Annotated in this window: 42 protein-coding genes and 1 pseudogene; all 43 read left to right on the top strand. The window is 67.2% G+C overall.

What is annotated here, in order from left to right; translation table 11 throughout:
- Positions 1-12 precede the first annotated feature (12 nt).
- The 43 genes and pseudogenes from ACIF6L_RS26575 to ACIF6L_RS26365 all read left to right on the top strand — a co-directional run bounded on the left by ACIF6L_RS26575 (position 13) and on the right by ACIF6L_RS26365 (position 25,589).
- Complete coding sequence (locus ACIF6L_RS26575; protein ID WP_396490325.1) at positions 13-630, top strand: hypothetical protein; 618 nt, start codon at positions 13-15, stop codon at positions 628-630.
- Between the two features lie 8 nt (positions 631-638).
- Positions 639-899, top strand: a complete 261-nt coding sequence (locus ACIF6L_RS26570; RefSeq protein WP_396490327.1) for a hypothetical protein — start codon at positions 639-641, stop codon at positions 897-899.
- Between the two features lie 910 nt (positions 900-1,809).
- The gene (locus tag ACIF6L_RS26565; RefSeq protein WP_396490329.1) at positions 1,810-2,451 is read left to right on the top strand and encodes a hypothetical protein; all 642 of its coding nucleotides are present in this window, start codon (positions 1,810-1,812) and stop codon (positions 2,449-2,451) included.
- Positions 2,452-2,708: 257 nt separating this feature from the next.
- Positions 2,709-3,506, top strand: a complete 798-nt coding sequence (locus ACIF6L_RS26560; protein ID WP_396490330.1) for a hypothetical protein — start codon at positions 2,709-2,711, stop codon at positions 3,504-3,506.
- Positions 3,503-3,967, top strand: a complete 465-nt coding sequence (locus ACIF6L_RS26555) for a hypothetical protein (RefSeq protein ID WP_396490331.1) — start codon at positions 3,503-3,505, stop codon at positions 3,965-3,967. The genes ACIF6L_RS26560 and ACIF6L_RS26555 overlap by 4 nt, the downstream gene beginning before the upstream one ends.
- Positions 3,964-4,398 (top strand): hypothetical protein, encoded by a 435-nt coding sequence (locus tag ACIF6L_RS26550; protein ID WP_396490333.1) that lies wholly within the window; start codon positions 3,964-3,966, stop codon positions 4,396-4,398. Before ACIF6L_RS26555 ends, ACIF6L_RS26550 begins: the two co-directional genes overlap by 4 nt.
- On the top strand, positions 4,395-5,024 hold the full coding sequence (locus ACIF6L_RS26545) for an RNA ligase family protein (protein ID WP_396490334.1): 630 nt from the start codon (positions 4,395-4,397) through the stop codon (positions 5,022-5,024). Before ACIF6L_RS26550 ends, ACIF6L_RS26545 begins: the two co-directional genes overlap by 4 nt.
- A 176-nt stretch (positions 5,025-5,200) precedes the next feature.
- On the top strand, positions 5,201-5,401 hold the full coding sequence (locus tag ACIF6L_RS26540) for a hypothetical protein (protein WP_396490336.1): 201 nt from the start codon (positions 5,201-5,203) through the stop codon (positions 5,399-5,401).
- Between the two features lie 78 nt (positions 5,402-5,479).
- Positions 5,480-6,070, top strand: a complete 591-nt coding sequence (locus tag ACIF6L_RS26535) for a hypothetical protein (RefSeq protein WP_396490337.1) — start codon at positions 5,480-5,482, stop codon at positions 6,068-6,070.
- Complete coding sequence (locus ACIF6L_RS26530) at positions 6,070-6,369, top strand: hypothetical protein (protein ID WP_396490339.1); 300 nt, start codon at positions 6,070-6,072, stop codon at positions 6,367-6,369. Before ACIF6L_RS26535 ends, ACIF6L_RS26530 begins: the two co-directional genes overlap by 1 nt.
- Complete coding sequence (locus ACIF6L_RS26525) at positions 6,366-6,602, top strand: hypothetical protein (RefSeq protein WP_396490341.1); 237 nt, start codon at positions 6,366-6,368, stop codon at positions 6,600-6,602. Before ACIF6L_RS26530 ends, ACIF6L_RS26525 begins: the two co-directional genes overlap by 4 nt.
- Positions 6,599-6,838, top strand: a complete 240-nt coding sequence (locus ACIF6L_RS26520; protein ID WP_396490342.1) for a hypothetical protein — start codon at positions 6,599-6,601, stop codon at positions 6,836-6,838. The genes ACIF6L_RS26525 and ACIF6L_RS26520 overlap by 4 nt, the downstream gene beginning before the upstream one ends.
- Positions 6,839-7,013: 175 nt before the next feature.
- Positions 7,014-7,199, top strand: coding sequence for a hypothetical protein (locus ACIF6L_RS26515; RefSeq protein ID WP_396490343.1), 186 nt, complete (start codon positions 7,014-7,016; stop codon positions 7,197-7,199).
- A complete protein-coding gene (locus ACIF6L_RS26510; RefSeq protein WP_396490344.1) occupies positions 7,192-7,371 on the top strand; it encodes a hypothetical protein in 180 nt (59 codons plus the stop codon). Before ACIF6L_RS26515 ends, ACIF6L_RS26510 begins: the two co-directional genes overlap by 8 nt.
- Positions 7,368-7,667, top strand: a complete 300-nt coding sequence (locus ACIF6L_RS26505) for a hypothetical protein (protein WP_396490346.1) — start codon at positions 7,368-7,370, stop codon at positions 7,665-7,667. Before ACIF6L_RS26510 ends, ACIF6L_RS26505 begins: the two co-directional genes overlap by 4 nt.
- Entirely contained in the window at positions 7,667-7,822 is a 156-nt protein-coding gene (locus tag ACIF6L_RS26500) for a hypothetical protein (protein WP_396490348.1), read from the top strand. Before ACIF6L_RS26505 ends, ACIF6L_RS26500 begins: the two co-directional genes overlap by 1 nt.
- Positions 7,823-7,981: 159 nt before the next feature.
- A complete protein-coding gene (locus ACIF6L_RS26495) occupies positions 7,982-8,659 on the top strand; it encodes a hypothetical protein (RefSeq protein WP_396490350.1) in 678 nt (225 codons plus the stop codon).
- A 350-nt stretch (positions 8,660-9,009) separates the two neighbouring features.
- Complete coding sequence (locus ACIF6L_RS26490) at positions 9,010-9,756, top strand: hypothetical protein (RefSeq protein ID WP_396490351.1); 747 nt, start codon at positions 9,010-9,012, stop codon at positions 9,754-9,756.
- Positions 9,757-9,838: 82 nt separating this feature from the next.
- The gene (locus tag ACIF6L_RS26485; RefSeq protein WP_396490353.1) at positions 9,839-10,123 is read left to right on the top strand and encodes a hypothetical protein; all 285 of its coding nucleotides are present in this window, start codon (positions 9,839-9,841) and stop codon (positions 10,121-10,123) included.
- A 75-nt stretch (positions 10,124-10,198) separates the two neighbouring features.
- A complete protein-coding gene (locus ACIF6L_RS26480; protein ID WP_396490355.1) occupies positions 10,199-10,951 on the top strand; it encodes a phiSA1p31-related protein in 753 nt (250 codons plus the stop codon).
- Complete coding sequence (locus ACIF6L_RS26475; protein WP_396490357.1) at positions 10,951-11,142, top strand: hypothetical protein; 192 nt, start codon at positions 10,951-10,953, stop codon at positions 11,140-11,142. Before ACIF6L_RS26480 ends, ACIF6L_RS26475 begins: the two co-directional genes overlap by 1 nt.
- On the top strand, positions 11,139-11,273 hold the full coding sequence (locus ACIF6L_RS26470) for a hypothetical protein (RefSeq protein ID WP_396490358.1): 135 nt from the start codon (positions 11,139-11,141) through the stop codon (positions 11,271-11,273). Before ACIF6L_RS26475 ends, ACIF6L_RS26470 begins: the two co-directional genes overlap by 4 nt.
- The gene (locus tag ACIF6L_RS26465; protein ID WP_396490359.1) at positions 11,273-11,509 is read left to right on the top strand and encodes a hypothetical protein; all 237 of its coding nucleotides are present in this window, start codon (positions 11,273-11,275) and stop codon (positions 11,507-11,509) included. Before ACIF6L_RS26470 ends, ACIF6L_RS26465 begins: the two co-directional genes overlap by 1 nt.
- Entirely contained in the window at positions 11,506-11,739 is a 234-nt protein-coding gene (locus ACIF6L_RS26460) for a hypothetical protein (protein WP_396490360.1), read from the top strand. The genes ACIF6L_RS26465 and ACIF6L_RS26460 overlap by 4 nt, the downstream gene beginning before the upstream one ends.
- Positions 11,732-12,115 (top strand): hypothetical protein, encoded by a 384-nt coding sequence (locus tag ACIF6L_RS26455; RefSeq protein WP_396490361.1) that lies wholly within the window; start codon positions 11,732-11,734, stop codon positions 12,113-12,115. The genes ACIF6L_RS26460 and ACIF6L_RS26455 overlap by 8 nt, the downstream gene beginning before the upstream one ends.
- Entirely contained in the window at positions 12,112-12,486 is a 375-nt protein-coding gene (locus tag ACIF6L_RS26450) for a hypothetical protein (protein WP_396490362.1), read from the top strand. The genes ACIF6L_RS26455 and ACIF6L_RS26450 overlap by 4 nt, the downstream gene beginning before the upstream one ends.
- A complete protein-coding gene (locus tag ACIF6L_RS26445; RefSeq protein WP_396490363.1) occupies positions 12,479-12,886 on the top strand; it encodes a hypothetical protein in 408 nt (135 codons plus the stop codon). Before ACIF6L_RS26450 ends, ACIF6L_RS26445 begins: the two co-directional genes overlap by 8 nt.
- Entirely contained in the window at positions 12,886-13,053 is a 168-nt protein-coding gene (locus ACIF6L_RS26440) for a hypothetical protein (RefSeq protein ID WP_396490364.1), read from the top strand. Before ACIF6L_RS26445 ends, ACIF6L_RS26440 begins: the two co-directional genes overlap by 1 nt.
- Positions 13,054-13,058: 5 nt before the next feature.
- Positions 13,059-13,274 carry a hypothetical protein gene (locus ACIF6L_RS26435; RefSeq protein WP_396490365.1) on the top strand — a complete coding sequence of 72 codons (216 nt, stop codon included), beginning with the start codon at positions 13,059-13,061 and terminating at the stop codon, positions 13,272-13,274.
- A gap of 76 nt (positions 13,275-13,350) precedes the next feature.
- A complete protein-coding gene (locus tag ACIF6L_RS26430) occupies positions 13,351-15,825 on the top strand; it encodes a phage/plasmid primase, P4 family (RefSeq protein WP_396490366.1) in 2,475 nt (824 codons plus the stop codon).
- On the top strand, positions 15,822-17,747 hold the full coding sequence (locus ACIF6L_RS26425) for a DNA polymerase (RefSeq protein WP_396490367.1): 1,926 nt from the start codon (positions 15,822-15,824) through the stop codon (positions 17,745-17,747). The genes ACIF6L_RS26430 and ACIF6L_RS26425 overlap by 4 nt, the downstream gene beginning before the upstream one ends.
- Positions 17,747-18,166 carry an HNH endonuclease gene (locus ACIF6L_RS26420; protein WP_396492599.1) on the top strand — a complete coding sequence of 140 codons (420 nt, stop codon included), beginning with the start codon at positions 17,747-17,749 and terminating at the stop codon, positions 18,164-18,166. Before ACIF6L_RS26425 ends, ACIF6L_RS26420 begins: the two co-directional genes overlap by 1 nt.
- A gap of 603 nt (positions 18,167-18,769) precedes the next feature.
- Positions 18,770-19,045, top strand: coding sequence for a hypothetical protein (locus tag ACIF6L_RS26415; protein WP_396490369.1), 276 nt, complete (start codon positions 18,770-18,772; stop codon positions 19,043-19,045).
- A 176-nt stretch (positions 19,046-19,221) separates the two neighbouring features.
- Positions 19,222-19,956, top strand: a complete 735-nt coding sequence (locus ACIF6L_RS26410) for a helix-turn-helix domain-containing protein (RefSeq protein ID WP_396490371.1) — start codon at positions 19,222-19,224, stop codon at positions 19,954-19,956.
- A 46-nt stretch (positions 19,957-20,002) separates the two neighbouring features.
- The gene (locus tag ACIF6L_RS26405) at positions 20,003-20,152 is read left to right on the top strand and encodes a hypothetical protein (RefSeq protein ID WP_396490373.1); all 150 of its coding nucleotides are present in this window, start codon (positions 20,003-20,005) and stop codon (positions 20,150-20,152) included.
- A 54-nt stretch (positions 20,153-20,206) separates the two neighbouring features.
- Positions 20,207-20,689: a hypothetical protein gene (locus tag ACIF6L_RS26400; RefSeq protein ID WP_396490375.1), complete on the top strand. Its 483-nt coding sequence runs from the start codon at positions 20,207-20,209 to the stop codon at positions 20,687-20,689.
- Between the two features lie 22 nt (positions 20,690-20,711).
- The gene (locus ACIF6L_RS26395; protein ID WP_396490376.1) at positions 20,712-21,308 is read left to right on the top strand and encodes a hypothetical protein; all 597 of its coding nucleotides are present in this window, start codon (positions 20,712-20,714) and stop codon (positions 21,306-21,308) included.
- Between the two features lie 320 nt (positions 21,309-21,628).
- Positions 21,629-22,432 carry a hypothetical protein gene (locus ACIF6L_RS26390; protein WP_396490378.1) on the top strand — a complete coding sequence of 268 codons (804 nt, stop codon included), beginning with the start codon at positions 21,629-21,631 and terminating at the stop codon, positions 22,430-22,432.
- A gap of 68 nt (positions 22,433-22,500) precedes the next feature.
- Positions 22,501-23,106, top strand: a complete 606-nt coding sequence (locus ACIF6L_RS26385) for a hypothetical protein (protein WP_396490379.1) — start codon at positions 22,501-22,503, stop codon at positions 23,104-23,106.
- 130 nt (positions 23,107-23,236) lie between these two features.
- Entirely contained in the window at positions 23,237-23,476 is a 240-nt protein-coding gene (locus ACIF6L_RS26380) for a hypothetical protein (protein WP_396490381.1), read from the top strand.
- Positions 23,477-23,552: 76 nt separating this feature from the next.
- Positions 23,553-24,185, top strand: a pseudogene (locus ACIF6L_RS26375) (DUF6181 family protein); the annotation flags it as partial.
- A gap of 68 nt (positions 24,186-24,253) precedes the next feature.
- Complete coding sequence (locus tag ACIF6L_RS26370) at positions 24,254-24,670, top strand: hypothetical protein (RefSeq protein ID WP_396490383.1); 417 nt, start codon at positions 24,254-24,256, stop codon at positions 24,668-24,670.
- 184 nt (positions 24,671-24,854) lie between these two features.
- A complete protein-coding gene (locus ACIF6L_RS26365; RefSeq protein WP_396490384.1) occupies positions 24,855-25,589 on the top strand; it encodes a hypothetical protein in 735 nt (244 codons plus the stop codon).
- Positions 25,590-26,160 lie beyond the last annotated feature (571 nt).

The following is a 26,160-nucleotide window of genomic DNA, read 5'->3' as shown; positions in this document are numbered from 1 at the left end:
GAGGGGAGCGACATGAACATCGGCATCATCGGCCGGGCCAGGGCGGGCAAGGACACCGCCGGAGCCTGGCTCGTTCGCGAGCGCGGGTATCAGAGGGAGGCGTTCGCGGACGCGTTGAAGGACGCGGCACTGAAGATCGATCCGATCATCACGGCCGACGAGTGGGAAGACGAGTACAACCCGGCCAACCACGGTGTTGACGAGGTTCGTCTCTCGCAGCACGTCGACGAGGAAGGGTGGGAGGGGGCAAAGGCGTGGCCGGAGGTCCGCCGCTTTCTCCAGGAACTCGGGGCCGCCATCCGCGCCATCGACCCGGAGTTCTGGCTGCGCGCTGCGCTGACGAAGGCCGACGCAGCCAACGACGCTGGACGCGCGTGCGTCGTCACCGATGTCCGATACGCCAACGAAGCCGAGATGCTCCGCTCCCGGGGCTTCCATCTCCTCTACATCGACCGCCCCGGCATCCCGCACCTCGTCCACGAAAGCGAGGGCGCGTTGGGGCCGGAGGACGCGGACTGCACGATCATGAACGCCGGGTCCGTCGCTGACCTGGAGTCCGCCGTCCAGCTCTTCCACAAGCGCGTCTTGGACGCGGAATCCGCCCGGCACTACGGCCGGGCCCACCAGTAAGGGAGCCCATGCGCAAGATCCTCGCGTGGATCAAGTCCACTGCTCAGCTCGTGGCAGCGTCCGCAGTCACCTGGCTGCGGACGCTGCTCATCACCGAGCCGGCCCGAGTACGAGCGGCTGTCATGTCTGGCGTTGTCGCCTTGGCGGTCTTCGTGCCGGCGCTGGCAAACCAGAGCGTCGCAGGCCAGGTGACCGGTATCGTCCTCTTCGTCCTCCAGATCGCCATGGGTGAGCAGACTCGGTCCCGAGTCACGCCCGTCGAGAAGTAACGCACCTGACAAAAGCCCCGTCTTCCCCAGTGGGAGGACGGGGCTTTTTGCGTTTTTAGGGCGGCTTTTTAGCCACGCCGACGAACCATTGTTGTTCTGCGCAACACAAGCCGGTTAGGGTCGCCTCATGACACCGCCATCCCCTGACCGCTCTCTCTCAGATGTGCTGACCCGACTATGGGACGGTATCTGCGGGTTTCACCCGACCCTCCCGCCGGTCACGATCGCAATCACCACGCAGCACCCTTCGTCGGACCACGGTCCGGAGCGATGGGGAGATGGGTCCGCCGTCCAGATTGCCGTTAGCCGGGACACCCTGGAGGAGGGGGCAGAGGCCACGCTTACGGCAGTTCTGCATGACGCCGCACACCTCCTGAACTGGGGAAAGGGCATCTCCGACACGACCCGTAGGGGCAGCTACCACAACCGACGATTTGCGGAGGCCGCGGACGTCGTCGGACTGAGCTGGCCAACGGGACAGCCCGCGCCGGCCTCCAGCGGGTTCCGAGACGTGGTGCTGTCTGATCGGGCCAAGGCGTACCCCGGGACGGCCCCCCTTCTGGCTGAGCTGGAACAGGCCATTGCGGCAGCTCTTCCCGTATTGGCTCCGCGCCGGGAGACTGCGAGAAGTCGGACGCGCGTCACGGCTCACTGCGCTTGCACCCCTCCCAGAAGGATCGAACTTCCTGCCAGCACGCTGAACGCTGGGCCGATCCGGTGCGAGATCTGTGGCGCCCTGTTCGCGGCCACGACGCCCGCCTAGTCACCGCTGGCGGCACCGCGTGCCACGGCTTCACCGTGGCTTGGTAGGCTGCCGCCCCAACTACCCGATGGAGGCCCCGTGTCGGAGGCCAAGCTCCCTGCCCGTCGACGTCAGACAGCAACTACGCGGGCTACGATTCCGGCGTCCGTGACGTTGGATGACGTGCGCGACGAACCCATGGACGTTCTGACGGCGCAGGCTCAGGCTCTAATCCGCGCGCACACGCAGCTCCAGCACGCAGACACCACGATTCTGCGAAGTCTCGCAGCTGTGCTGGTCGCGGTGCGGTTGCAGATGGACGACCCCGCCGGCTCGTCTTACGCTTACATCCAAAAGGCTGCATCGATCTACCGGGACGCTGGAGTCCCTGCGGACGCGAGGGCCACTACACAGGCTTCGGTGCGCTATCACATCTCGCAGGTGCTACGGGCAGCAGTTCCTCCCGAGGAGATCGCGGCGCTTGGCCTGAAGGAAAAGTCGGCCCAAGGACGTCAGGCTGATCGGCGCGGGGTCACCCGGGCGCTTGTCGTGTCCGCCAGAGCGGAGGAGACGTCAAGCCAGCTCGTTCCAGACGAGGCCGGAGTCCGTGAGGCGCCGGGCGCGCGGCAGGTGGCGGACCACCTGCGGCTGTCCGAGATGCTTACCCGTGTGATCGGTGGAATGCAGGCTGACGTCATCATCGACGACATGACCCCGGAGCAGCGGGGTGTGCTGGACTCGCGGCTTGCTGAGCTGATCAAATCCGCACAGACCCTTCGGGGCGTCGTCCGCAAGGCAGGCAAGCGCTAACACTGCGTGTTGGTTCGTCGCCCAGAGTCCCCGTCGTCCCTCCGGCGGGGACGTTGAAGTGCCCGACTGGCCAAAGTGCCGTACTGACCCCTTATTTCTAAACCCCTTAACGCGTGTAAGAGTAAATAGGAAAAGGGCCGTTGTTTGGGCACTTTGGACCCGGGGAGGCTGACGACGAAAGATCTTGACGCCGGGGCAAACAGGACCGGCCATTCTGCACAGTAACCCCTCTGCACCCGACAGCAGAGGGAGACACTGTGGTAGTAGCGACGATCAAGCGGGGCCAGTCCCGTTTCTACATCGACCCGGACAACGGCGAGATCAAGGTCCCGGGCGTGACGAGCGTGCTCAGCATGCTCCCCAAGGACTTCCTGAAGTTCTGGGCCGCCAAGCTGACGGCCGAAACGGCCGTTTCGCACTGGGAGCACGTCCAGGGCATCGCCCGGACCGACCCCGAAGGCGCGATTGACTACCTGAAGCGCGCGCCGGATCGGTTCACCCGTCAGGCTGCGAGCGTCGGCAGCCAGGCGCACGACATCTTTGAGCGCCTGGCCCGTGGAGAGCGAGTGGGGCGCGTCAGCCCCGACATGGTGCGGTATGCGACGCACTTTGCCACGTTCCTCCAGGAGATGCAGCCGGAGTTCCTCTTCCTGGAAGAGACCGTCTGGAGCGACGATCACGGCTACGCCGGCTCGTTCGACGCGATCGCTCGGATCGATGGTGAGACGGTGATCCTGGACTGGAAGACCACCCGCTCCGGCGTGCACGAGGACGTCGCGCTCCAGCTCAAGGCGTACGCGATGGCAAACCGCATCATCTTGGCGGTCGATGGCTCGTCCGTTCCGGTGCCGGCGATTGACGCGGCTGCCGTACTTCACGTGCGACCGGAGGGTGCAAAGCTCGTGCCGGTCTCATGCTCTGACGACCTGTTCGACGTTTTCCTGTCGCTGCTTCCCATCTTTCAGTGGGAGCGGGATCGGAAGAAGACGGTGCTCGGCAAGCCGGTGTGGCAGACCGGAACCGCAGAGACCGGTACGGAGAGGCGGGCAGCGTGACGACGCGTGATGCGACGGCCGGCACTCGCGCGCGATTCGTGGACATGCCGAATGGCGACGTGCAAATCGTTGTCGACTCAGGGGTGTCAGTGGAGTATCGCGCGACGCCGGCAGGGCGCGGAGTCTTCGACGTGGGAGCCATGACAAGCGCCAGGATCCGGCTGACGCGGGAAGCGTGGGACGGCCTGACGCAGCACATCCGCGACGAGGCCGCAGAGGCCAAGTGGGATGCCGTCAACGCGGAGAACGAGCGCGGAGGTCAGGCACGCGAAATCGTGGCGCAGGTCGCGTCCATTCTCGGCGTGGACATCGACTCTGGCCCCGGACACCGCTGGGACGAGGACCACATGGCTCGGGTCGTGGACGCCGCTCGGGCACTGTCCGCGGAGGGTCCGCTTCGGGAGACCATCGTTCGCCAGGCGCTCAAGATCACCGAACTGGAGAAGGAGAGCGGTAAGTGAGCCTGTACCCCGCTGAGGAACTGGGCGAGTACGACGACGACGGCACGATGCCGGAGAACGTGGACTCCCTCCGGGAAGCCGTGGTGGGTCACCGGATCGTCAAGGTGGAGGCCCACGAGGACGGCCAGTCCCTGTGGAACTACGACGGTCCGCCCCGGCTCGTGATCACCCTTGACAACGGGAAACGGGTCGAGCTCCGGAACGCGGGTGACTGCTGCGCGTACACGGAACTCTCTGGCTTCCTGCTGCACCCGGATCGCGTGGACCACATCATCACCGGCGTCGGAACCACCGACGAGTACACGACCTGGCACATCTACGCCGACATGGGTGACGTGCTGGAGCTCTCGGTGGGATGGAGCTGCGGTAACCCGTTCTACTACGGCTACGGGTTCGACATCGCTGTGAAGGACCTGGAGGAGAGCAAGTGACCGGCTACGCACCTGAGTTCGTGGACATGGGCAAGACCCCGCGACTCTTCCGGGACATCATCATCACGGAGAAGATCGACGGCACCAACGCCGGCATTCACGTCAGCCCTGACGGTCAGGTGGCCGCGCAGTCGCGAAACCGCATCATCACGCCGGACAGCGACAACTACGGCTTCGCGCGGTGGGTAGCGGACAACGCCGACGAACTGGCTCACATCCTCGGTCCGGGCCTCCACTTCGGTGAGTGGTGGGGGCAGGGAATCCAGCGCCGGTACGGGCTGACGGAGCGACCGGTCGGTGACGAGTCGCATGTGGTGGACCGCCGCTTCTCGCTCTTCAACGTCGACCGGTGGCACAAGGCCGGCCCGGACGGCGAGTCGATGCACTCCCGAGCGGAGCAGTCGTCGCTGTGCGGCGTGGTCGACGTCGTTCCGGTGCTCTACCGGGGCACGTTCCGCGAAGAGATGATCGTCTTCGTGATGGCAGAGCTGCGGCGTGCTGGCTCGTTCGCCGTTCCCGGTTTCATGAACCCGGAGGGCATCTGCGTGTACCACTCGCAGAGCAGGACGGTCTACAAGGTCACCCTGGACAACCACGACCGGGGGAAGTGGGAGGCGGCAGCGTGAGACGTGCGCTCGCCCCGTTGCTGGCGGCTTCGGCACTCGTGCTGTCCGGCTGTGCGGCAGGGGACAGCCCCGATGGCTGCGACGTGGACATCGACGTGCACCACCCGAAGACGACCGTTACGAAGACCGTGCAGCCGAAGCCGGCTCCCGCGCTGACGAAGAGGAAGTGAACGCAGATGTCTGACAAGAGCGGTGCGGAGATCGCGGTGGAGCTCGTGGGTTCCGTGATCAGTCTGCTCGTGCGGAGTTGGCTGGTGATGCTGTTCATCGGGAGCCTGCACACACAGTACGCGGAGGTTCCAGCCGTCGGCTTCCACGCCGCGTTCCTGCTTGTCCTGATCGCAGGATGGGCGACGTATCCGCACTCCGAGCGCTGACGACCTAGCAACTCCCTTGAGCCCCCGGTTGCTTCGGCGCCGGGGGCTTTCGGCGTACAGGCACAGAAAGGAGCGGGCGTGTATCTGTTCAGCAGAACCCACACCTTGAACGAGGAACTGGCCACGTCTGGGCGCAGCGCCATTGCTGTAGGGGCGACGCACAAGCAGCCCATCAGCGACACAGTGCTGATCCGCGTCTTCCATCCCACGACGGGTGCTGGTAGGTCGTTCGTCCTTACCCGGGACGAGGTGTCTCAGCTTCACGACGCGCTGAGTCAGTGGCTCGTAACCGGCTGGGCGGGGTTTGTCGACGGGGCTCCGGAGCCTGGTCAGGGAGCGAAGTACTCCGCGGGCACGTCCGGATCCGGCGCCGACATCTGGGAGGCACTGGAGCGGCGCCGGCTGGAGTCGGCGGAGCAGCAGCGCAAGGCAGACGAAGCGCTGGCCAACACCTACGCCTCGTGGACGCGCGAAGAGCTTGTTGCGGAGATCAAGCTCCAGAAGCTCAATCGGGAGTCCGCAGAGACCCGCGCACAACGCTGGCGTGACGTGGCGGACGCTGAGCAGGCGCGCGTGCGTGCGTTGTTTGGCCGGCTCCGAGCCGTGCTGAAAGGGAAGCGCACCGCCTCCGTGGACGACCTGAACGCCGCTTTGAAGGAGGAGTCCTAATGAAGCCCGCCAACGGCGTCCGCCGCTTCCGCGAGACCCGATACCCCCACTTGCGTTCGGAGGGCACCGCGACCCGCCGCACCAACGGTGCGACGAAGCAGCTCATCCGCCAGCGTCCGCCGACGGACGCCGCCTTCCTGGCCTGGCTTGTCGGTGTCGACGTGGGCGAGGTCCGAGCCTACGCGGAGATCGGCGACTGGCCGTCGCACTGGGTACCGCGCGCACAGGCCACGTTGCGCCGGCTTGGCGTGGAATGCCAGGACGAGGCTCGGGAGATGTGGGAGAGGGGTGTCCGGTGAGCAGTCTTCGGCGCGAAACCCTGGAGTGCTGCCCCGAACCTCCGACGACGCCGGCGGAGGCCCTCGCACACGTCGTTGCGATCTACGATGACGAGCCGGACGACAGGATGATGATCCACGCCACATCCAACATCTATGGTCCGGGCGTCCGTACCGGGCTGACGATGGGTGACCTTCGCTCACTGCACAGGCTGTCGCAGTGGAACCAGAAGGGGGAGGAAGAGTGGCTGTGAAGCGCACCGTCGCAGCTGTCCGCGCTGAGATCCATGCCGACCTGGACCGCTGGCACGGTGAAGAGTACGACCGCCTGGCGGAGATGCTCGACGACCTTCTCCACGCCCACGCTCATGAGCTGGCGGAGCGGGTGCGCCGGGTTCTCGACTCTGGCGAAGGGCGTGACTGGGACTGGTGGGACTCTGCGACTATCCCGGCCAGCATTGCGGACTACATCGACCCGGAGCAGCCGTAATGCCCCCGCCAGAGGACTGGGACCCGGATGACCTGGTAGCTGACCTCGTCGCGGACCGGCTGCTGATCCTCCGCACAGCCCGGCGTTTCGTCGCGGAGCACGCGTGGCCTGACGGCTACGAAGTGGGCGACGTGATGGCGGTCGCTCGATTCCTTGCAGGAGAGGAGAGCTAGAGATGATCAAGTCCATCGGAGGCAAGAGCTTCCACGTCTACATCCACGGTGCGGACGTCGCGCTCGACTGGACCGACCCGCACGGCGACGACGGTGACGCGCTGCTGGCGCCGGATGACGCGCGCCGGCTCGCGAGGGTACTGCGCGGCGCAGCTGAGCTGGCGGAGGAGTGCGGCGCCGGTGACTGAGTCCGCGAGCGTGTCGGAAGGCCTGCTGGAAGTGCGCGAACACCTCGTCCCCTTCTTCGACGCTGCCGACGGCATGCGGCGCGACATGGAGGCCCGCGGTTGGTCGTCCGCCATGGCGGAGTACGTGGCCGGCCGGTGGCTCGCCAATCTGCTGACGGGAGGCAAGGGATGAAGCTCGACCTCGTGGCGCTCGGCGCGCCGGCGCTGCCGGAGGGGATGTTCTACCGGATCCGCCGGGAGTACTTCAGCTGTGTAGTGGAGATACGGCTGCGTCGCCGGGTCGGGAGCCGTCCGGTCCCCGGCGCCCTGGCTGGCGTTCAGGAATGGAGGCACGCGACGGCAGATGCGGCCGTCATCGACGCGTGTGTGCGCGCAAACCACGCACGTCTGTCGCATTCGCAGCGGAGCGTGCTCGTCAACGCGGTGAACGCGTACCAGGGCGACTACGACGCCAGGGGAGAGAGCTGATGGCCACGATCAAGCCGCCGGACCACGTCACCGTAGAGGTCACCACGGCAGAGCTGGCGCTCGTCCGTCGCGCGCTCCGGCTCGTCCGCGATTTCGGAGACGTGGACGACTGGGACGGCGCCTCCGCGCTGCTCACGGACCTGGAGGCGTCGTGAGGGCCTCCCAGTGGCGCATCCGACGAGTGGGCCAGCGCTGGCACGTTTTTGAGCCCGGGTGGGCGTTCACGTCAATGGGTGCGCGGCCGACGTGGAGTGAAGCGCTTGCTCTGCTCGTGATCTTTCAGACCAGCAGCGTCCGAACCCGTAGGGGGCCCCGTGGTCACCTTCGCTGAGTACTTCGCGCAGCAGCTCCGCGACGACCACACCGCGCTGAAATGCGCCGGCTGCTACCGGCGCAAGCCTCGGCTGGAGTTCCGGGAGACCCCGTGGCACGGCCGCTCGGCCCGGTGCAAGTTCTGCGAGGGCTACGACTACCGGGCGACATGGTCGTACGAACTGCGCTGGCAACTGGGGCAGGAGAAGGAGCGGTTCCGCGGGCTGAGTCGGGGCCTGGAGGCGGTTCGCCGACAGCGCGACGAACTCGCCTTCCGCGCGCGGATTCTGCGTGCGATGCATGGAGTCGCCGAGGACTACGCCTTCCGGTACGCCGAGAGCGCTGGACATGCTCGGCGATCGGCTGCCCGCTACCGCTCCGCTTGGCTCTCCGCCCGGAAGCGAGCGACGGAGGCGACTGTCCGGCACGACGCGGAGGTTCGCCGGAGCAAGAGCTTCGTTGACGAGCTGCGACCCTCCGTGCAGCGTCGCATGACGGAACTCCGTCGCGTTCGCGCCTTCGCCGACGACGTCAGGCAGATCCACGGGTGGGCGTTCACGGGCGAGGAAGGCCAGCACCGGGACCGCCTTCGCGTGGTGTACGGCTGTCTCTACGAACTGTGGGAGGCAGAGCGCGAGGGCCGGGCGTACGTGCCTCTCATCCGTCGGGACACCCGATGACCCCGCGCGCCCGCTGGTCCTGCGTCTGGCTGACGTGGGCCGGCGCCTTCGCCGTCGCGGAGACGATCGCACTTCGCTCTCGCCACCCTGATGCGCCGCTCTCCAGCCACCTGCGGGCCGTGCTGGGCATCCGTCGACGCCCTCTCCACGCCCGCGCCGGGCAGGCGGCGTTTGTGGGCGGTGCCGTGTGGCTCTACGCCCACCTGTACGGCCGTGAGCAGTCCCGTGAGTCGACTCTCGGGACTGCTTGCGGTGGAGGCAAACAGAACCGCCGATTTGCACAGTAACCCTTGAGTACCCCGCTCGGGGGAGCGCAGAGGTAGACGAAGACACCAACGAGAGGTAGATACATGGCTGGACTGCGACTGTGGGACACCGACCCGGAGGCCAAGCCGAAGCCGCGCGCGTCCTTTGCGGACGACGTAGTGGGCCGCTTCCGATCCGGCCGCATGGTGGTCGACCCTGACCGGCCTTCGCGTCCGCCGATGCCGGAGAGCCTTGACGAGTGGCGCGTGACAACCGGGGACCCGGTCGTGGCGGCCCGCATCGCGGCACTCTTCGGCGGCACGCCAGCGGAGTGGGCGACGGAGAGTGAGGACACGCTGGAGGTCCTGACCACCGCGCCAAGCGTCGGCATCATCATCGACAGCGCTTCGGCGATCCAGTCGGACATGCGCCTCTACGGGCAGTTCGGCAGTGAGCTGCTGCACCACTGCGACGGCGTGGAGTTCCTGGATGACGAGAAGAAGGGTCAGCCCTGCGGTTGCCCGGAGAGCTTTGCGGCGCGCAAGGCGGAGGCGAAGATCGGGCGCGCTCCCAAGCCGAACATCGTGACGACCTTCAAGCTTCAGGAGGATCCGGACCTCGGCCGGTTCCGCTTCCGCTCCGGCGCGTGGGACCTGGCAGCCACCCTGCATGAGGTGCTGGAGGCGCTCGACCAGGTCGGCGGGCCGGCCCGGGCGATGCTGACCCTGGACCCCGTGGAGTTCACGATCAAGAAGGGCCCCAAGAAGGGGACGCTCGTCAACTACACCCGCCCCGTGATCAAGGTACTCGGCGCCTACGAGGCTGCCGTCCCGCTGGCCGACGCGGCCTGATGACGAGCTGCGCCCGGTCCTGCGATGTAAAGGGCCGCAGGACCGGGCGCCACCAACTGTAGTGCAGCAGAGGAGAGACCACATGGCACGCAAGCTCACCGACTTCACGGGCCAGGACATCCGAGAGGGCAGCATCGGCGTCTACCCGTCCCGACAGGGCAACACCGTCCGCAACTCGGAGGGCATCGTCCTTCAGATCAGCTCCGTCAAGGACGCGCGCGGGCGGTCGCACCCGGAGCTGCTCGTCCAGCCGACGGGCCGCGACTCCGGGCAGATCCAGCGGAAGACGCGGAAGGTCGTCGCTGTCGCGGTTGAGCACTTCGCCGTGACCGGCTACCAGCAGCCGCCGGACGCCCCGCAGGCCTGACGCACATCCGAACTCTGAGCCCCCGCACACCGATGATGCGGGGGCTTCGCCATGTAGTACTGGAGGAGAGACAGCGTGACGGAGCAGCAGACGTTCAAGCTGGGCGACAAGGTGGCGCATCGGACCTTCGGCCAGGGTGTCGTCCGATTCGGACCCTACGCCCCTGCCCTCAGCGACGAGGCGACCCGATTCCTTGTGGAGTTGGAGAGTCACCCCGGCCGACACGGCACGTTCGACGCCGGTGACCTGACGGCCGTCCCCACCTACAAGCACGGTGACCGGGTGCTCGCCTACGGCGAGAGCTGCACCGTGGAGGCCGGGCCCTTCGTGGACAAGTACGACCCCGACCGGCCGTGGTACGTCGTGAAGAACGCCGACGGCTCGCACGAGACCAGCAGCGAGAGCCGCCTGAAGCCGGCGCCCGCAGACGAGCCGATCAAGGTCGGTGACCGGGTGCGGGTGCTGGAGGCGAAGCACGCGGAGGAGTTCCACGGGACGACCGGCCGCGTAATCCGGACCGACGGAACGTGGACGCCCCGCGACGGTGAACTTCACCCGTATCGCGTCGAGTTGGACAACGGGGGCATCATCAACGCTCGTCGGGTCGAGCGCATCACGGATGATGCTCCGGCCGGCTCGATCTTCGTCTACAACAGCGTGACCTACGACCTGACGGCGGAGTACCGCGACCAGGACGGCGACGTGTGGCGCCTGACCCGAGACGCAGACGGAATCCCGCTGGCGACGATGGGGGACATCCGCTTCGCCTGCCGTGCACTGCACGGTGTGATCGACGAGCACGGACCCCTGACGAAGATCACCGACTGATGGCGGTCTCCATCATCAGCCCGGACGCCGCCCCCGCACTGGGTGACGTCCGGGCTCTCGGTGAGCGCGACTTGATCATCGTCGCGGCGGGAGCCACCGGCCGGCGTGACTGGCCGCGCTACATGGACGCTGTCGGCGTCGCGATCACGCGCGGTGCACGCGTGATTCACGCGGAGGTGACGGCGGAGTGAACGGGCTGCTGATCTACATCGTCGGCGCCCTCTGGGCCGCCGGCTGCATTGCGCTGGCGGCCCTGCTACTGGCCGTGCTGATCGAAGGGGCGCACCGGCTGTGGCTGCGCCGAGAGGAGAGGCAGCGTTGATGGGCGTCTTCGACGGCGAGATTTACCGCGTCCGCTCCCGCTGGGTGCGTGAGGTCAACGGCGCCACGGTGGAGACGGAGGCGGTGCACTATGCGGATGACGCGGGCACTGCCCGGACCCTCGTGGAATCGTGGCGGGCGCAGGGCGTCACGGCCGTGGAGGTCAGCCTTCTGACCTATGTCTCGCACGGCTGCGATGTGGCCGGCTACGGGGACTACTGGGGTGGCGGCGAGTGACAGCCAAGATCCGCCCTAACGCAGAACGCCTTTACCGCACCGAGGTTGACGACGCTTGCACCCGGCCAGCACGCCCCGGGATGCGCGAGCCGTACGCCGCTGGTCACGTTTTCGGCCCCTACGACAACGCGGCTCAGGCTGTCGCACAGCGCACCGTCGTGGAGCGGGAGGGCGGGACGGCGCACATCGAGGAGACCGAACTGGAATGGGGAGAGTGGTTCCGTGACTGAGTACCTGAAGGACCGGGACGGGGACGTGTGGGCGGCAACCCCTGGTGAACTGGTTCACCATCGCCACAGTGACGGCCGGCGGGCGGACGCGTTTGCGGCTACCGGCTCTCGTACGTACGTAGAGGGAATCTGGGGTCCTCTCGTTCCCTGCACGGAGAGCGGCACCCCGCTGACGTCGGAGCCGGCCCCGGACGCCGTTCGGGCGCTCGTGGCGGGCGCTCTTCAGGACGTCGTGGTACGGCTGTGCCTCGCTTACCACCGTGAGTTGGCCGGCTCCCCGGCTGGGCGCGCTGTTGACGTGCTGCTGGAGGCGGTTCGAGAGACTGCGGATGCCGTCCTCCGGGGCGATGTGAAGCCGGCGGAGGTGACTGAGTGAAGGACAGTTTCGGCGTCGAGATCGAGCCCGGGGACTACATCCTTTCGGCCTCCACCACGTCCGGTCGCGTCAAGGTCGGGCGCGCGAAGCAGGGCCGGACCGGCATCGTAATGGACATCGAGCTTTCCGCGGTTGACGGCATGGCGGAGATTCCACGTCAGCGGACTGGCCAACTCGGATACAACACCGTTGTCCTGCGGAAGGCGGACGGCACGGCGCCGGCGCACATTGGGCCGACACCGGACGTGGACGCGGCGGTTCGTGAGCGCGTCGTGGCAGATCTTCAGGCCAAGGCTGCTCGGGACTGGCCTGGTATCGGCACCCTGCTGGGCCTGATCATCGGCGTAGTACGGGGCGGTGTCGATGGCTAACCCATCGAAGAAGCGCGGAACCGAGTGGGAGTCCGCCGTTCGCGCCTACCTCCAGGAACACCACAATCCGGCCGCCCGCCGCAACGTGCAGATGGGCCGGGCGGACATCGGGGACCTGGACGGCTATTACCTTCACGCCGCCGAGTGCAAGGACGAGCAACGCATCACGCTGGCCGACTACATCGCGCAGGCCAACCGGGAGGCGATCAACGCGGGCCAGCCCTACGGCTGTTCCGTGGTGAAGCGGCGCCGGGCAGGGGTCGCGGCCGGCTACGTCGTCCGGGATTTGGCGACGGATGTTCGGCTGGTGAACCGCCTGAAGGACGCGGAGCAGACCCTTCAGGCCATTGCGCCGACGGTCTACGCGGACCACGTCCAGCGACACGGAGAGGGGCACTGATGGCGAAGCAAATTCATTTCACGGGGTGGCTGACGTACAGCGGACACTGGGACCGGAGCCCGGACGACGCAGTTGACATCGCGTTGGAGCTGGGCGACAAGCACGCGGGGTACTCGCTGAGCCTGGACGAGGTGCTCAGCGTCGAGGACGTCCCGGACGAGGAGTGAGCGGCGTGGACCCGTACATCAGCTACTCGGCAGACCGACGCGCAACGTGGGTGGGCCACCCGTCGAAGTTGGGCGTCCGACGCGCTATCGACACCGCTCGTCGGGGCCGGCGCTGGTCCGGCCCCCGTGACCTGATCATCTTCAGCCTGGAGCACACGCCGTCGGGTCGCGTCTACGTGGAGATCCCGCCCGAGGACTGGACCACCGAGTTCGCGGATTGACACCACGCAACTCACACGGGGCGCTCTCTTCGGAGGGCGCCCCTCTTTCGCATTCCCAGAAGAGAGGAGACCGCTCGTGCGACTGTCGGACCTGCTAGGCCGGCTGAAGGGCGTCACGGAGGACCACGACGGCTACCTAGCGCTCTGCCCCGTCCACGCGGACCGGCGGACGCCGTCGCTGAAGCTGACCCTCCGGGAGGACGGGAAGCTCCTGCTCGTCTGCCGCGCCGGCTGCATGAAGGACGACGTCCTGAAGGCGCTCCGCCTGTCGACGTCGGACCTCTTCGACGTCACCCCGGGCACCGCGACCCGGACCGTGTCCGCGGCCCCGCCCGAGTCGATCGGTCCGGGCGAGATAGCCGGGCTTCGGGTTGTCGCGGACGAGTGGGCCGATGCGCTCCCGGGCTGCCCGGAGGCCGTCGACTACTTGGCCCGTCGCTTCGGCGTCGGCCTGGAACTGGCGGAGGATCTGGGCATCGGCTACGCGGCCCCCGGTGACCGTCCTCAGAGGTGGCTTAGCCGTGGGTTCAGTCGACACCCGCGCATCACGGTCCCGCTGACCGGTGCTGACGGCATCGCGCGTGGACTGCAGGGACGGGACATTGGCGGGAAGTGCCCCGCGCGCTGGGTATCGCTCGCCAACGTTGACGGCCGGACGTGGGCGAAGTGGGGACTCCTCTCGGCAGGCTCCGGCTATGACACGGTGCTGGTCACGGAGGGCCCGGGAGACGGACTGACGGCCGCTGGTGTGGGTTACGACGCTGTGGTGATCCGCGGTGCCGGGCTCGCACAGAGTGCTGACGTCGTGCGTGAGCTGGCTGACGTCCTGCGCGGCCGTGACGTCGTCTTCGCGGGCGACGCGGACCGGGCCGGCAGGGGGTTCTCCACCGCTCTCGCTCGCTCCCTGGCCGCACACGGAATCTACGGCCGACAGCTGGTCCTGCCCCACGAGGGCGACGACCTGACCGACTGGCGGGAGCGTGACCCGGCAGCCTTCCCTGCCGCTCTTCACCGGGCGGTACGCATGGCTGAGCCTGTCGACTTGGACGAGCCGGAGCCGCCGACCCCGTCCGCGCCGGCTGTGATCGAGGACGAGGGGGACGACCTTCCCGTCCTGGCAGGCTCCGCCCGGGAAGCCTTCGACAGCACTGACGTCGGCCTGGCCGTCCGCCTCCGCGACTACATGCGGGCGTCTGGCGGGGGAGTCCGGTACGCGAGCGGGCTCGGCTTCCTGACGTGGGACGGATCTATCTGGGTCACGGGTCAGGACGCCGTCCGCCGGGCACTCCACCGCATGGGCGCGGAGATGATCGCGGAGGGCGGGGATGCTGAGCGCCGGTTGGCGTTGAAGGCGCTCACCAGCCGCCACATTGAGGGGATTCTGAAGGAGCTGCCGTCGGTTCCCGGCGTGCCGGCTGACGCGGGTGACTTCGACGCGGACCCGGAACTCCTCTGTGTCGCTAACGGCACGCTCCACCTGCCGACAAAGACCCTGCGACCACACGACCCGGCGGACATGATCACACGCCGTCTGGCGGTTCGCTACGTCCCGGGGGCGCCCGCTGCTCGGTGGCTGCTCTTCCTGTCGGAAGTGTTCCCCCATCACCCCGAACTGCCCGGGTACATGAAGAGGCTCGTCGGGTATGGCGTCTCGGGGTCGACGCGGGAGCAGTGCTTTGCGTTCTTGCACGGTCAGGGAGCGAACGGCAAGTCTGCGTTCCTGGACGCCCTTGGCCACGTCTTCAAGGGCATCACGAAGAGCACGGAGTTCAGCACGTTCGAGCAGCGCGTGAACGTTGGCCAGGCGTCGCCTGAATTGGCCGCGTTGAGGGGCGCCAGGCTGGTGACGGCGTCGGAGACAGAGAAGTACTCGCGCCTGGCGGAGGCGCTGGTCAAGCAGTTGACCGGCGGCGACCCGGTGACGTGCCGGAACCTCCACGCGAATCCCTTCACGTACGTCCCGCAGTTCCTGCTGCTCGTGGCCGGCAACTACAGGCCTGCGATCCTCTCGCAGGATCTCGGCATCTGGCGCCGCGTAAAGCTGATCCCCTTTGAGGCCACGTTCCGCGGTGCGAAGGCGGATCCGACTCTCCCGGCCGCCCTGCGTGCTGAGGCAGAGGGCATTCTCGCGTGGGCCGTGGACGGAGCGGCGGAGTGGTACGCCCACGGGCTCGAAGAGCCATCCACCGTCCAGGCAGCGACGACCGACTACCGCGAGAGCGAAGACCGTCTAGAGGAGTTCATCACTGCCTGCCTCGTCCGCGAGGAAGGCGCCCGCGTTCAGCCGATGCAGCTCCGTCGGGCCTACGCGGACTGGGCAGAGGACGCCGGCCTCAGCCGGAAGGAAGTGCTGTCCGGCTGGGCTCTCGGCGTGGAGATGGAGTCGCGCGGGTTTCGCAAGCACAAAAGCGGCGGCCGATGGGGCTTCAACGGGATCCGTCTGGCCACCGACGCGGAGAAGCGACGGGCGGAGGACGGAGACAGCGAGCAGCCTGCGGCACCCGCCGGCGGGCCGAGCGACATATTCGGGCAGGTGAGGGAGGCAGCGTGAGGTACTTCCGTCACACGGTGGCGGGAGACGAGGTAAGCGTCCAGGTGCCGGAGGACATCCGGGATCTGGACGCTTTTCGTCTCTGGGTTCACGATCAGGCCGCCAGGGGCGGTGTCGTGGCGGTCGATACCGAGACGAGCGGGCTCGACACATTCAGTCCGACCTACCGTCTCCGCACAGTTCAGTTCGGCGACGCCGTTACCGCGTGGGTCCTGCCCGTGGAGATCGGCCGCGCGCTGCTGGAGGCCGCACGCTGGGCGCTCCGGGTGCTTCCCTCGCTCACGATCCACAACGCGCCCTTTGACCTGCTCGTCCTGGACCGCCATGCTGGCGTGCCGCTGGAGGAGTTGGGCCCGAAGGTGAGCGACTCCCGCGTGTACGCCCATCTCTGCGACCCACGGCAGCCACAAGAAGGTGGAGTCGGGCTCGGCCTCAAGCCTCTCTCCGGGGCGTACGTTGACCCGTCGGCGCCGGACACTCAGGGCGACCTGACGGCGATTTTCAACCACATGGGACTGACGAAGGCCACCGGCTTTGCCAAGATCGACATTTGGCACCCCACCTACCTGCTCTACGCAGGCCTGGACGTCATCCTGGGCGCCCGTCTGCTGCCTAAGCTCCAAAGCAAGCTGCGGGAGTACGGCATCAGTCAGCGGCTCGTGGACTTCGAGCACCGTGTGATGCTGCTCTGCGCCCGCATGGAGCGGCGGGGCATGAGGGTGGACGTCGACTACGTTCGCGGTCTTGTTGGTCGACTGGAGGAAGAGGCAGGCCGGCAGTCGGCCATTGCGTCGCGGTACGGCGTAGCGTCCGTCAACGCGACGGCGCAGGTGTCGGCCGCGCTGCTGGGCATGGGCGAGACGCTGACGGAGCGGACCCCGTCCGGGGCACTCAAGGTGGACAAGGCCATCCTGCTCGATCTGGCCGATCTCGACGGTCAGTGGCAGCCGCGCGAAACACGCACGCCGAACCCGCTGGCGGACGCCGTACTTCGGTCGAAGCGGGCGGGGAAGTGGAAGTCGTCGTACGGCGTCGCGCTGCGGGACGGCCTTGACGCCAATGGTCGCAGCCACTGCAAGATCAATTCGCTTCAGGCCCGGACCGCCCGCATGTCCATCTCCAACCCGCCGCTCCAGCAACTCCCCTCCGGGGACTGGACGATTCGCCGCGCGCTCATGGCCGACGAGGGCCACCGCATCATCTCCGTGGACTACTCCGCGGTGGAGATGCGTGTCCTGGCCGCCCTGGCGGACGAGGTCACCATGAAGCGCGCCATCGCGCAGGGCCGAGACCTCCACGACTTCACGGCGGAATTGATTTGGGGCGCCAAATTCACCAAGCACCATCGAAAGATAGGCAAGGGTGTGGGTTTTGGCAAGGTTTATGGGGGTGGAGCGCTGACGCTCTCCCGCCAGACGGGGGCGCCGCTCCCGGAGGTCAAGACCGCGATCGCTGCTTACGACCGCGTGTACCCCGGCATCAAGCGGTACTCGCGACAGCTCCAGCGCGACGCGCGCGCGGCCGGCTACGTGGTGTGGACGCCAGCAGGACGACGGCTTCCGCTGGACCGTGACCGCGTGTACGCCGCCACGAACTACGCCGTGCAGTCGACGGCACGCGATGTCCTCTGCCAAGCCCTCTTGGACCTGGACGAAGCCGGGTTGACGGAGTACCTCCTCCTTCCCGTGCATGACGAACTCGTTGCCTCTGCGCCGGAGTTGGAGGCCGAAGAAGTGGCGCGCGAGATCGGAAAGATCATGTCCATGGATTTCATGGGCGTGCCCCTGGACACCGACCCGGACGTGGGTGGGCGTAGCTGGGGATCGCTTTACATGAAGAAGGCGGGCGTCATGATCGAAAACGACACCTGGTACGCCGCGCATCCCGAGGCAGCGCACGCGGCAGAGCTGGCGCGAGCGTGATGCGGGAAGCGGTTCGAGTGACATGTGACGACGGTAGCGGGGGCCACCGACAAAGGGAACAGGCTTTCGAATCTGCGCAAGGTGGCCTCGTTCGACCGGCCCGGCGACCGGTCTGGGTGGTACCCGTGCTAAGGCCAGCTAACCCCCGCCCCCGCCCCGACCTGCGGACTCTCATGGCCGTGTGGGACGAACGCGGCTGGTACGGCTGCTTCTACTGCGACGGCCCACTGACGGACATGCAGCTCGATCACGTGGTCCCTCTTTCGCGCGGGGGGCTTGACGGCCCGTCGAATCTTGTGCCTGCCTGCGCGGCGTGCAACGGAGCCAAGGGGGACGAGCCGGCTGACACCTTCACAACTGGCACACGGGGCTCCGGGGCGGTAGCTACACGTACAGGCTGCCTCACACAGCGCCAGTGACCAGCGGTAACAGCACCTCAACACGCCCGCCGCGACCCGCCGATCGGCAGATTTTCATAACGGTTGCGTCACGAGCACGTGTGAGGAAACCCGCAGGTCATGAGCTGCGCAGCTCAGGTGTCCGTCATCGGACCTTGCCCTGAACTAGGTACCAAAACGGGTCAAACTACCCGCCCTGACATGTTCAAAACTGAACTGAATCCGTTGTCCGAAAGGGTGCCATGACCTACAGTCCATCCCACGTCACTCCAGCAACGCGGCAGGTGGAGGCTATGGCGGCCGTACTTCGGCATGACCTGGCCACTGTCTGCACGTTGGCCGAAATGTGTGACGCCGTAAGCGACATGCGGGGGCGACGCCCCCCGAGCGATCCCGACAACACGGGTCGGCGGGCAAGTGCCGGCCCCGGACGTCCGACAGAGGACACGGCGCTAGACGACGCGCGACTACTCGTCATTGACGAGCTGGCCACGGCCGCCACGCACATGAAACACGCTGCCGCACTGGTCAAGGGTACGGCGGCAGCACTGGACAGGGCTCTCTCTGTGTGGGAGGGGGAGTCCGCCATAGAGGGGGCCGCAGGTGCATCAGCTGGCGACACGAATGATCATCGCGCAGGGAGCGGCGCGACTCACGGGGCCGATGGAGACGCGTGAGGACATCCGATACCTGGAGTGGGTGGCCTCGTCGCTCGGCGTGGACGTGGCTGAGCGCGACGCATCCTGGCTCTGGGCCGGCGTGAGCGCGCTGCTCGTCGTAGCGGGCTGGGAAGACAGCTCCGCAGCTCGTTGTGACGTGACGGTGGCCGATCACGCGGGCCTGACCCTGCACTACCTTGCCGATCACCGAATGTCGCTGACGCACCCGCAGAGCGCCTGACCGAAGGCCCCGTCCACGTTGGGCGGGGCCTTCGTCATCCCCGGAAGTAGAGCCCGCGGGAGCGCATGCCCGGATCGGGCGATCGTCATGTGATGCAGGTCACATCTGAGCAGGCAAACAGGTCTCTCGATTTGCACAGTAACCCCGGCATCACCAGAGCAGCCCAGGGGGCGCAAATGAGCAACGCCACGATCTCCACCGACATCATCACGAGCGCCAAGACGGGTGACCGAGAGGCCATGTGGTCAATCGTCGCCAGCCTGGAGCCCATGCTGGCCAACATCGTCCGCACTGTCACCGCCGGCCAGGCCACGGGGGAGGATGTGGCCGACCTCATGCAAGAGGCGCGAATCGCGCTAATCACCAGTGTGTCGAGCTACGACACTGACGGCACGGCCCAGCTCCAGACGAAGGCGTGGCCGGCAGTTCGCGGTGCGGTGGCGGCCGCGTGGATGGGTACCCGGCCGGGATCCGTCGACCCCCAGAAGCTCGTCCGGGTGCGTCGGGCGCTTGCCCAGTCCGGCGGCGACATGGACAAGGCGTTCGAGATCGTCAACGCGACCGCCCACGTTTCCCGGCGGCTCTTCGACGCGGCTTGCTTCGCGCTCACGCCGGTGGAGAGCCTGGACCGACCGGTCGACGACCAGGAGGGCAGTATGACCCTGGGTGACACTCTGGCGGACGTCTCGTCCGCTGCCGACGCCTCGGACGCCCGGGACCTCGCGGACATCGTGCTGGCGTCCGTTACCGCCCGGCGCGCGCTTGTCCTTCGCGGAAGCTATGGCATCGGCATGCCGCCCATGGAAGACGCCGAGATCGGCGGCCACATCGGCGTTGGCCCCGCACGAGTCCGCCGCATTCGCTGGGACGGTATCCAGCAGGGGCGCACCGTGCTGGGTGTAGCCGCGTAAGTCGCTCATGTCTCTTCAACGACCCACACCCCCGAAAGGCACGGCAATGCGCAACCACCTTCCCTCCCTGGACGGCTACGACATGGCCGGCGTCCGCAGCGACGAGGCCGCCGGCTGGGACGAGGACGCCCGAGACGCCTACGACAGGCAGCGCGACGCCGAGAGCTGGAGCGCTGCGGAGGAACTGCTGCGCTGAGCCCCGTAAGTCGACTCACGCGACTCGCGTAAAACCGATCCTGAAAGAGGAGAGATGAACGAGATCAAGGCTCAGTGTCGAGTGCGCGCCGGGGACTACATCCTGGCTGAGCGCGACGTCGAAACGATCAGCCTCCACGCCTTCCGCCGCGACGACGCCGTGATGTCCGCGTTCCTGGAGCCGGGCCCGGCCCGGGAGTTCGCCCGCAGGTTGCTCGCGCTGGCCGACGAGATCGATGGCGGGGTGACGACGGACCGCCCGCTCCGTGTCGGGGACCGTGTGCGGATCACTGAGCTGGGCCACGGATGGTACGGGCAGGTTGGGCACCTGCGGCAGATCGACACGGACTCGTGCCCCTATCTCGTGCAGCTCGATGAACTTGAGTACGACCGTCGGTGGACGACACACGTGGAACGCGTCATCGACGAGCCGACGGCCCTCACCCGCGCCGAACTCCTGGAACGCGTCAAGGCGCTGCTTCCGCCCTCCGCCACCGCCGACGACCTGATCAAGCTTGCCGACTACCTGGCCGGCTGAAGAACGCGACAGAGGAGATACAGTGACCCGGATCAACCTGACGAAGACGACGATCAACCGCCCGTCGGTCGTGACGCTTACCGTCAAGCCGTCGGCGTTCAACCAGTCGGCCGCCTTCGTCGGTCTGGCCGACGAGTCGGCACACATGACGGAGGCCGAGACCCGTCGGCTGCGTGACGAGCTGACCAACATCCTGGGGGAGAACGAGCCGGCCCCCGCAAGCGAGCCGATCAAGGTCGGGGACCGCGTGGTGGTCGTTCGTGAGTATCCTGCCCGCATTACCCGACTGGACGGACAGGCGGGCGTGGTCGAGAGCCTGGACCCCGGTGACCGCTACCCGTATCTCGTGGCCGTTGACGGGGAGGAGTACAGCGCGTGGTGCCACTCCGTTCGTCGTGAGACGACGCCGGCAGAGGTCGACGAAGACCCCGAACTCGCTGACCACATCCGCGTGTCGGCCGCTCAGGACGCTGCCGACGTGGACCGTCGACACTCCGCGGCCGTCAAGGCGCGCGACATCCTGAGCTTCACGGCCGCCGGCCCGTTCGGTATCCGCGCGGCCGTCGACCCGGAGGCCGTCATCCGCCTGGCGGACTGGTTGCTCGGCGAGACCGCCTGACCTACCCCCTCAGGGCCCCCTGCGAGTAGAGGACGCAGGGGGCCCTTTGTCGTTCTGGAGGAGAACATGGCTGTTCGGGTGAAGCGCGGCACGGGCCACGTCGTCCTGACTATCGGCCCCAACTGGGACGAGCTGACGCCGACAGAGGCCCGGGCGGTGGCACGCCGACTGGTGGACGCTGCCAGGGATGTGGAGCGACAGGTACCGACGTTGGGGTGGACGGCTGGGAGATGGAACCGCTTCACATCTAGGACTTGTGCTGCGCAGCACATGTCTGCCATTATGGAGCCACGCCAAGGACTCACGCGAAGGAGCACTCCATGTCGATGACCCCCGTCATGAAGAGGTACCGGTTCAGCATGCGCATGGTGGAGGCTCTGATGTCCGGCGATAGCGCTGACGGGGCCCAGGGCCGGACCGGCACCCTGGTGGCTCTGATCGACCGCCAGCTGATCACGCCGAAGACCCAGGCTACCGGTAGTCGCCACCTCCTCACCGACAAGGGTCGTGAGGTGATCGCGGAGCTGCGGGCGGCAGCGCAGCCGGAGAAGAAGGCGGTCGAGGGTGCCGTCATCGTCACCTCGGGCAGCGAGGGTGCGGACATGGCTGAGGCCACCGCCCTCTACCGCGACGACTACGACGCTGAGCAGTCCGCCGCCTACGCCGCCGAGTCCGCCGAGTTCATCGCCAAGTTCAAGGCCGAGATCGCCGCCGAGAAGTCCGAAGCGGCCTCCCCGGTTGAGCTGGTCGTCCAGCCCGAGATGACGACCACCACGCGGACCACCTACCGGCCTCAGTTCAGCGTGGACGGGGGTTACCACTGGTCCAACATCATGATGCTGGGCGAGGTCACCGCTTCCGACGCCCGACGTGAGTGTGAGTACCAGGTCAAGCACGGGCCCAAGGGACGGATCTTCCGGGTCCTCACCGAAACGATGATCGCCACGGTTGAGATGGTGCCCGCAGCGCCCGAGACGGCCGACGACGGCCCCCGCTACGAGGTCCGACCGAACGGCACCCGCTTCACCGTGTACGACACGGCCACCGGCCGGGAGGGGATCAGCAGCCACAGCCGGTACGCCGCGCAGGACCACGCCGATAGGCGAAACCGCGAAGAGGGCTGACCCACCCCACTGCCGGACCTGCGAGTAGAGGGCGCGGGTCCGGCCCTGCACAGAGAAGAGGCAGAGAGATGAAGCACAACCCGCACGTCACCGCCTCCAGCATCGCCACGGAGGCGGGCGGCCTGACGGTCGGCACCCGCGTTCGCACGCTGATCGACCTCACGTCGGTCAACTGGGCGCCCGAGCAGCCCGACATCCCGGCCGGCTCGTTCGGGACCGTGGACCACGTCTTCTACGCCCATAACGACCCGGCCAGGGTCACCGGGTACGGCGTGATGCTGGACAACGCCGTGGACCGCCTGTCCGCGTGGATGGGTCCCACCGATGTGGAGGCCGTCCCGCGCTGCACCGCCACCTTCACCCCGCCCGGCGCCGAGACGCTGCCGTGTGTCCTGGCCCCGCACCCGACGTCCCCGGAGCACGAGACCATCCCGCTCGGCGACCCGGGCCGGCCCTGGTACTGGCGCGACGGTGCCCCCGGTGCCACCCTTCCGGTGCACCGTGTTTGCGAGGCACGGGACTTGGAGGAGGGGGACCGGATCGAGCACCACGGCCGGCGCTGGACGGTGGCCTCCGTCTGGTGGATTGGCGACGGCTGCACGATCTTCGCGACGAACGGCGGCGAGATCATCACGGAGCCGCACAAGATGTTCGACGCGCAGCGCGCGAACTGACAACTGTTGGGGCGTCGCTGGGAGTTGTATTCCCGGCGGCGCCCTTCTGTGCATTCAGAGGACTTGTGCTGCGCAGCACAAGTATGCCACTATGGAGCCACGCAAGGAACTCACGCAGGGGAGAACGAAGATGAACGCCACCACCGTTGAGGACGTCGCCACCGTCGAGGGTCTGGTCGTCGAGCTGGCGTCGGCTCTTGCGTTCCGTGCCGGCATCACTCACCGCGCAACGTGCACGACGCACGAGTACTGCCGCAACCGTCCGGGTGGCGTGGTCTTCAACGCACAGAGCTGGGAGGACCTTCACCTCCGCGTGATCCCCGGGTTCTTCGCCCACTGCGAGGAGATGGAGCGGATGGGCGAGAAGTAGTCATCCCATCGGCCGGCCCTGCGAGTAGAGGACGCAGGGCCCGGCCACCTGAAGTACCGAAGAAGCAGCGACGACAGGGGAGAGAGCAATGGCAAAGCCCACCATGAGCCAGGACGGCGTCTACCGGATCGACGTACGAATCACCCGCCGCGTCTCCATCGGCGACCTGGCCAACTACCTTGCCGCCGCTCACCGACACATTGGTGAGCTGGACCGCCTCCAGGAGATCGCTGGCAGCCTCTCCGCCAAGCAGGTCCGCGACACGGTCCGCACCGAGATGGAGCAACGCGGCACCGACTACATCGACGGATGGGCTGACCAGTTCAGCTACGACGAGACGAACGAGCGCCTCGCCTTGGCCACCCACCACATCCGTAAGGCTTACCCGGAGCTGGCGAAGGCGGAGGACAGCCGGCGCCCGCCGCTGGAGCCCCTCGTCACGAAGATGTGCCAGCACGGTAACGCGCCCCGCGAGGACGTTACGGGCGACCCCATCGCCGAGTGCGCCGCGAAGGACATCGATGGCGGGACGGAGTGGGGCGCGTTCAACCCGGAGGGTTGCTTCTACGCCTACGACTGCGCGGTCGACGTCGCCAATCAGGCCGCGCAGGAGAGCGCGACCGAGGATGACATTACGTGGGGCCGCAAGTGCCGTGAGCACGAGGACGAGCAGACGGACACCTGCCCGGAGTGCTTTAAGGACGCCTGACCTCCACCCACGCCGGCCCTGCGAGTAGAGGACGCAGGGCCGGCCCCCGGAATGCGAGAGGAACCCCGGTGAGCTCCAGCGCCAGTGCCCCGCAGATCGTCACCGTCGTCCGCCCGCTGACCGTGACGACCGCCAACGGCAACCCGTTCATCGTCGCGGTTGGTGAGCGCGTCACCGTGACGCTTGCCCCGTGGCTCCCCAAGCAGTGTGGGACGTACCGGGTTAGTGGCTCCCTGCGCGACGTCTCCGGCCGCGTGCTGCGGTACTTCCCCGACTACGAGCCAACCGTCCGCGTTGACCGGCTGCATCGGGCCGTCACCCACGGAGCCCCGTTGGCCCGGCACTGCGACCGATGCCACGGTACCGGCCGGGATTTGGGACGCATCAGCCGCTCGCACTACGACTGGGTCGAGGGTGTGGCGAAGATGCCCACGTGCCAGGCCTGTGACGCCACCGGGTTTGCACGGACCTACCCGGCTAACTGAGTTGCTGCCGGACCTGCGAGTAGAGGACGCGGGGCCGGTCAGGGACGGCACAAAACGGCCGCCCCTGCACTGAGGCCTAGGAACCATGTTTGCAGGGGCGGCAGAGTGGCCCGGGAAGGTGTTGGAGCGGGCCGGTGCCAGGCTACCCCACCCATCGAAGCTGAGGAACGAAGAAGAAGGAGATATGACCCACACCCCCTGGCACATCCGTATGGCCCGTCGCCACGGCCCGACGACTGTTCTGTACGCCGCTCTGGCCCTCTCCGCCCCCGGGGAGTACTCGTTGGGCGTCATGGCCGGCTGGAGCCCGTACGTGGCCTGGCTGATGCCGGCCGTCCTGTCGCTCTACGCCGCCATCTCCGCGCGAAACGCTCGCGAGTGGTCGGACCTCCTCCGCAGCTTGAAGAAGTGCGACGACGTCGACCGAGCAGCCGACGCGAAGGTGAAGCGAGGCCGCGCAACACGTGGTGCACTGCTCGCGCTCATCCTTGCAACAGCCGCGCAGATCACAGAACACGTACTCACGACCGGTGCGACAGGCGCGCGAGCGTGGGTCGTCATCGTGGTGAGCGCCGTTCCGCCTCTCGTCGCGGCGCACGTGCTGCACCTGGACCCGCCGGAGGACACGGAGGCTGACGAGGCGCCCGAGGTGCTGCCCGCGCTGGCCGTGACCGAGCCGGCCCCGTGGAAGGTGGAGCTCAACAAGCGTTTCATCCGTGACCGGACGGTCACGACCCACAAGTCTCGCAAGATGCCGGCCGCCGAGAAGGCGCTGAGCCTTCAGCGCGCTGCGGATCTGCTCGGCGTCCACGTGACGACGCTATACCGTCGGCGGGATGCAGGTACCTTGCCGGTCCACCAGGGCCCCCGCGGGCAGCTCGTACTGTGGTCGGACGTGCAACCGACGAACGCGATCTGAAGGGGCCAACGTGGACCGCGAAAGGGCCCCCGTTCACTCGAACGGGGGCCCTTTCGCGTTGGTGCTTGCACGCTGTCAGTGGCCCGTGGCAGAGTCTTCCTCATCGGACCGGGGCAGCCCGGACCGGCTCTTCCCCGGGCAACTAGGGATGACCCTGGAGCCTTTGTGTTCAAGGGATAGATGCTCCCCGCGCAAGCGGGGGTCAGCCGTGCGGGGTTTGCACTCCACAGGGTGATGAAGTATCTCCCCGCGTCAGCGGGGGTCAGCCGCCTCTAGTTGGCAGGTTTGAGGGCTGTTGTGTCGACTTCCCCGCGTGAGCGGGGGTCAGCCGCCTCTGGTTGGCTTCTTTGAGAGCCACTGTGCTCGCTCCCTGCGCAAGCGGGGGTCGCCCGTCGCACTCCGACAGGCACGAGGAGAGATTCCTCACTTCCCCGCGTCAGCGGGGGTTGCAAGCCCCGTCGTCCTCCAGGATGGCGGGGCTTTTGCATGCGCTAGAGGATGCAGCAACGAGCGCGAAGGTCCCGAACCATACTTGTGCTGCGCAGCACAGCCGTGCGATCATCGCGACACA

Source organism: Kitasatospora sp. NPDC086009, from assembly GCF_044540385.1.
Classification (GTDB): domain Bacteria; phylum Actinomycetota; class Actinomycetes; order Streptomycetales; family Streptomycetaceae; genus Kitasatospora.
This window is presented reverse-complemented; position numbering and strand designations above follow the sequence as displayed.

What these genes read in the sequence shown, in the direction of transcription:
- ACIF6L_RS26485 (WP_396490353.1), top strand. Translation starts at nt 9,839, where the DNA reads ATGGCACGCAAGCTCACCGACTTCACGGGCCAGGACATCCGAGAGGGC.
- ACIF6L_RS26500 (WP_396490348.1), top strand. Translation starts at nt 7,667, where the DNA reads ATGGCCACGATCAAGCCGCCGGACCACGTCACCGTAGAGGTCACCACG.
- ACIF6L_RS26385 (WP_396490379.1), top strand. Translation starts at nt 22,501, where the DNA reads ATGAAGCACAACCCGCACGTCACCGCCTCCAGCATCGCCACGGAGGCG.
- ACIF6L_RS26400 (WP_396490375.1), top strand. Translation starts at nt 20,207, where the DNA reads ATGAACGAGATCAAGGCTCAGTGTCGAGTGCGCGCCGGGGACTACATC.
- ACIF6L_RS26390 (WP_396490378.1), top strand. Translation starts at nt 21,629, where the DNA reads ATGTCGATGACCCCCGTCATGAAGAGGTACCGGTTCAGCATGCGCATG.
- ACIF6L_RS26540 (WP_396490336.1), top strand. Translation starts at nt 5,201, where the DNA reads ATGTCTGACAAGAGCGGTGCGGAGATCGCGGTGGAGCTCGTGGGTTCC.
- ACIF6L_RS26530 (WP_396490339.1), top strand. Translation starts at nt 6,070, where the DNA reads ATGAAGCCCGCCAACGGCGTCCGCCGCTTCCGCGAGACCCGATACCCC.
- ACIF6L_RS26515 (WP_396490343.1), top strand. Translation starts at nt 7,014, where the DNA reads ATGATCAAGTCCATCGGAGGCAAGAGCTTCCACGTCTACATCCACGGT.
- ACIF6L_RS26365 (WP_396490384.1), top strand. Translation starts at nt 24,855, where the DNA reads ATGACCCACACCCCCTGGCACATCCGTATGGCCCGTCGCCACGGCCCG.
- ACIF6L_RS26445 (WP_396490363.1), top strand. Translation starts at nt 12,479, where the DNA reads ATGGCTAACCCATCGAAGAAGCGCGGAACCGAGTGGGAGTCCGCCGTT.
- ACIF6L_RS26490 (WP_396490351.1), top strand. Translation starts at nt 9,010, where the DNA reads ATGGCTGGACTGCGACTGTGGGACACCGACCCGGAGGCCAAGCCGAAG.
- ACIF6L_RS26570 (WP_396490327.1), top strand. Translation starts at nt 639, where the DNA reads ATGCGCAAGATCCTCGCGTGGATCAAGTCCACTGCTCAGCTCGTGGCA.
- ACIF6L_RS26575 (WP_396490325.1), top strand. Translation starts at nt 13, where the DNA reads ATGAACATCGGCATCATCGGCCGGGCCAGGGCGGGCAAGGACACCGCC.
- ACIF6L_RS26420 (WP_396492599.1), top strand. Translation starts at nt 17,747, where the DNA reads ATGCGGGAAGCGGTTCGAGTGACATGTGACGACGGTAGCGGGGGCCAC.
- ACIF6L_RS26380 (WP_396490381.1), top strand. Translation starts at nt 23,237, where the DNA reads ATGAACGCCACCACCGTTGAGGACGTCGCCACCGTCGAGGGTCTGGTC.
- ACIF6L_RS26410 (WP_396490371.1), top strand. Translation starts at nt 19,222, where the DNA reads ATGAGCAACGCCACGATCTCCACCGACATCATCACGAGCGCCAAGACG.
- ACIF6L_RS26465 (WP_396490359.1), top strand. Translation starts at nt 11,273, where the DNA reads ATGGGCGTCTTCGACGGCGAGATTTACCGCGTCCGCTCCCGCTGGGTG.
- ACIF6L_RS26440 (WP_396490364.1), top strand. Translation starts at nt 12,886, where the DNA reads ATGGCGAAGCAAATTCATTTCACGGGGTGGCTGACGTACAGCGGACAC.
- ACIF6L_RS26415 (WP_396490369.1), top strand. Translation starts at nt 18,770, where the DNA reads ATGATCATCGCGCAGGGAGCGGCGCGACTCACGGGGCCGATGGAGACG.
- ACIF6L_RS26405 (WP_396490373.1), top strand. Translation starts at nt 20,003, where the DNA reads ATGCGCAACCACCTTCCCTCCCTGGACGGCTACGACATGGCCGGCGTC.
- ACIF6L_RS26475 (WP_396490357.1), top strand. Translation starts at nt 10,951, where the DNA reads ATGGCGGTCTCCATCATCAGCCCGGACGCCGCCCCCGCACTGGGTGAC.
- ACIF6L_RS26505 (WP_396490346.1), top strand. Translation starts at nt 7,368, where the DNA reads ATGAAGCTCGACCTCGTGGCGCTCGGCGCGCCGGCGCTGCCGGAGGGG.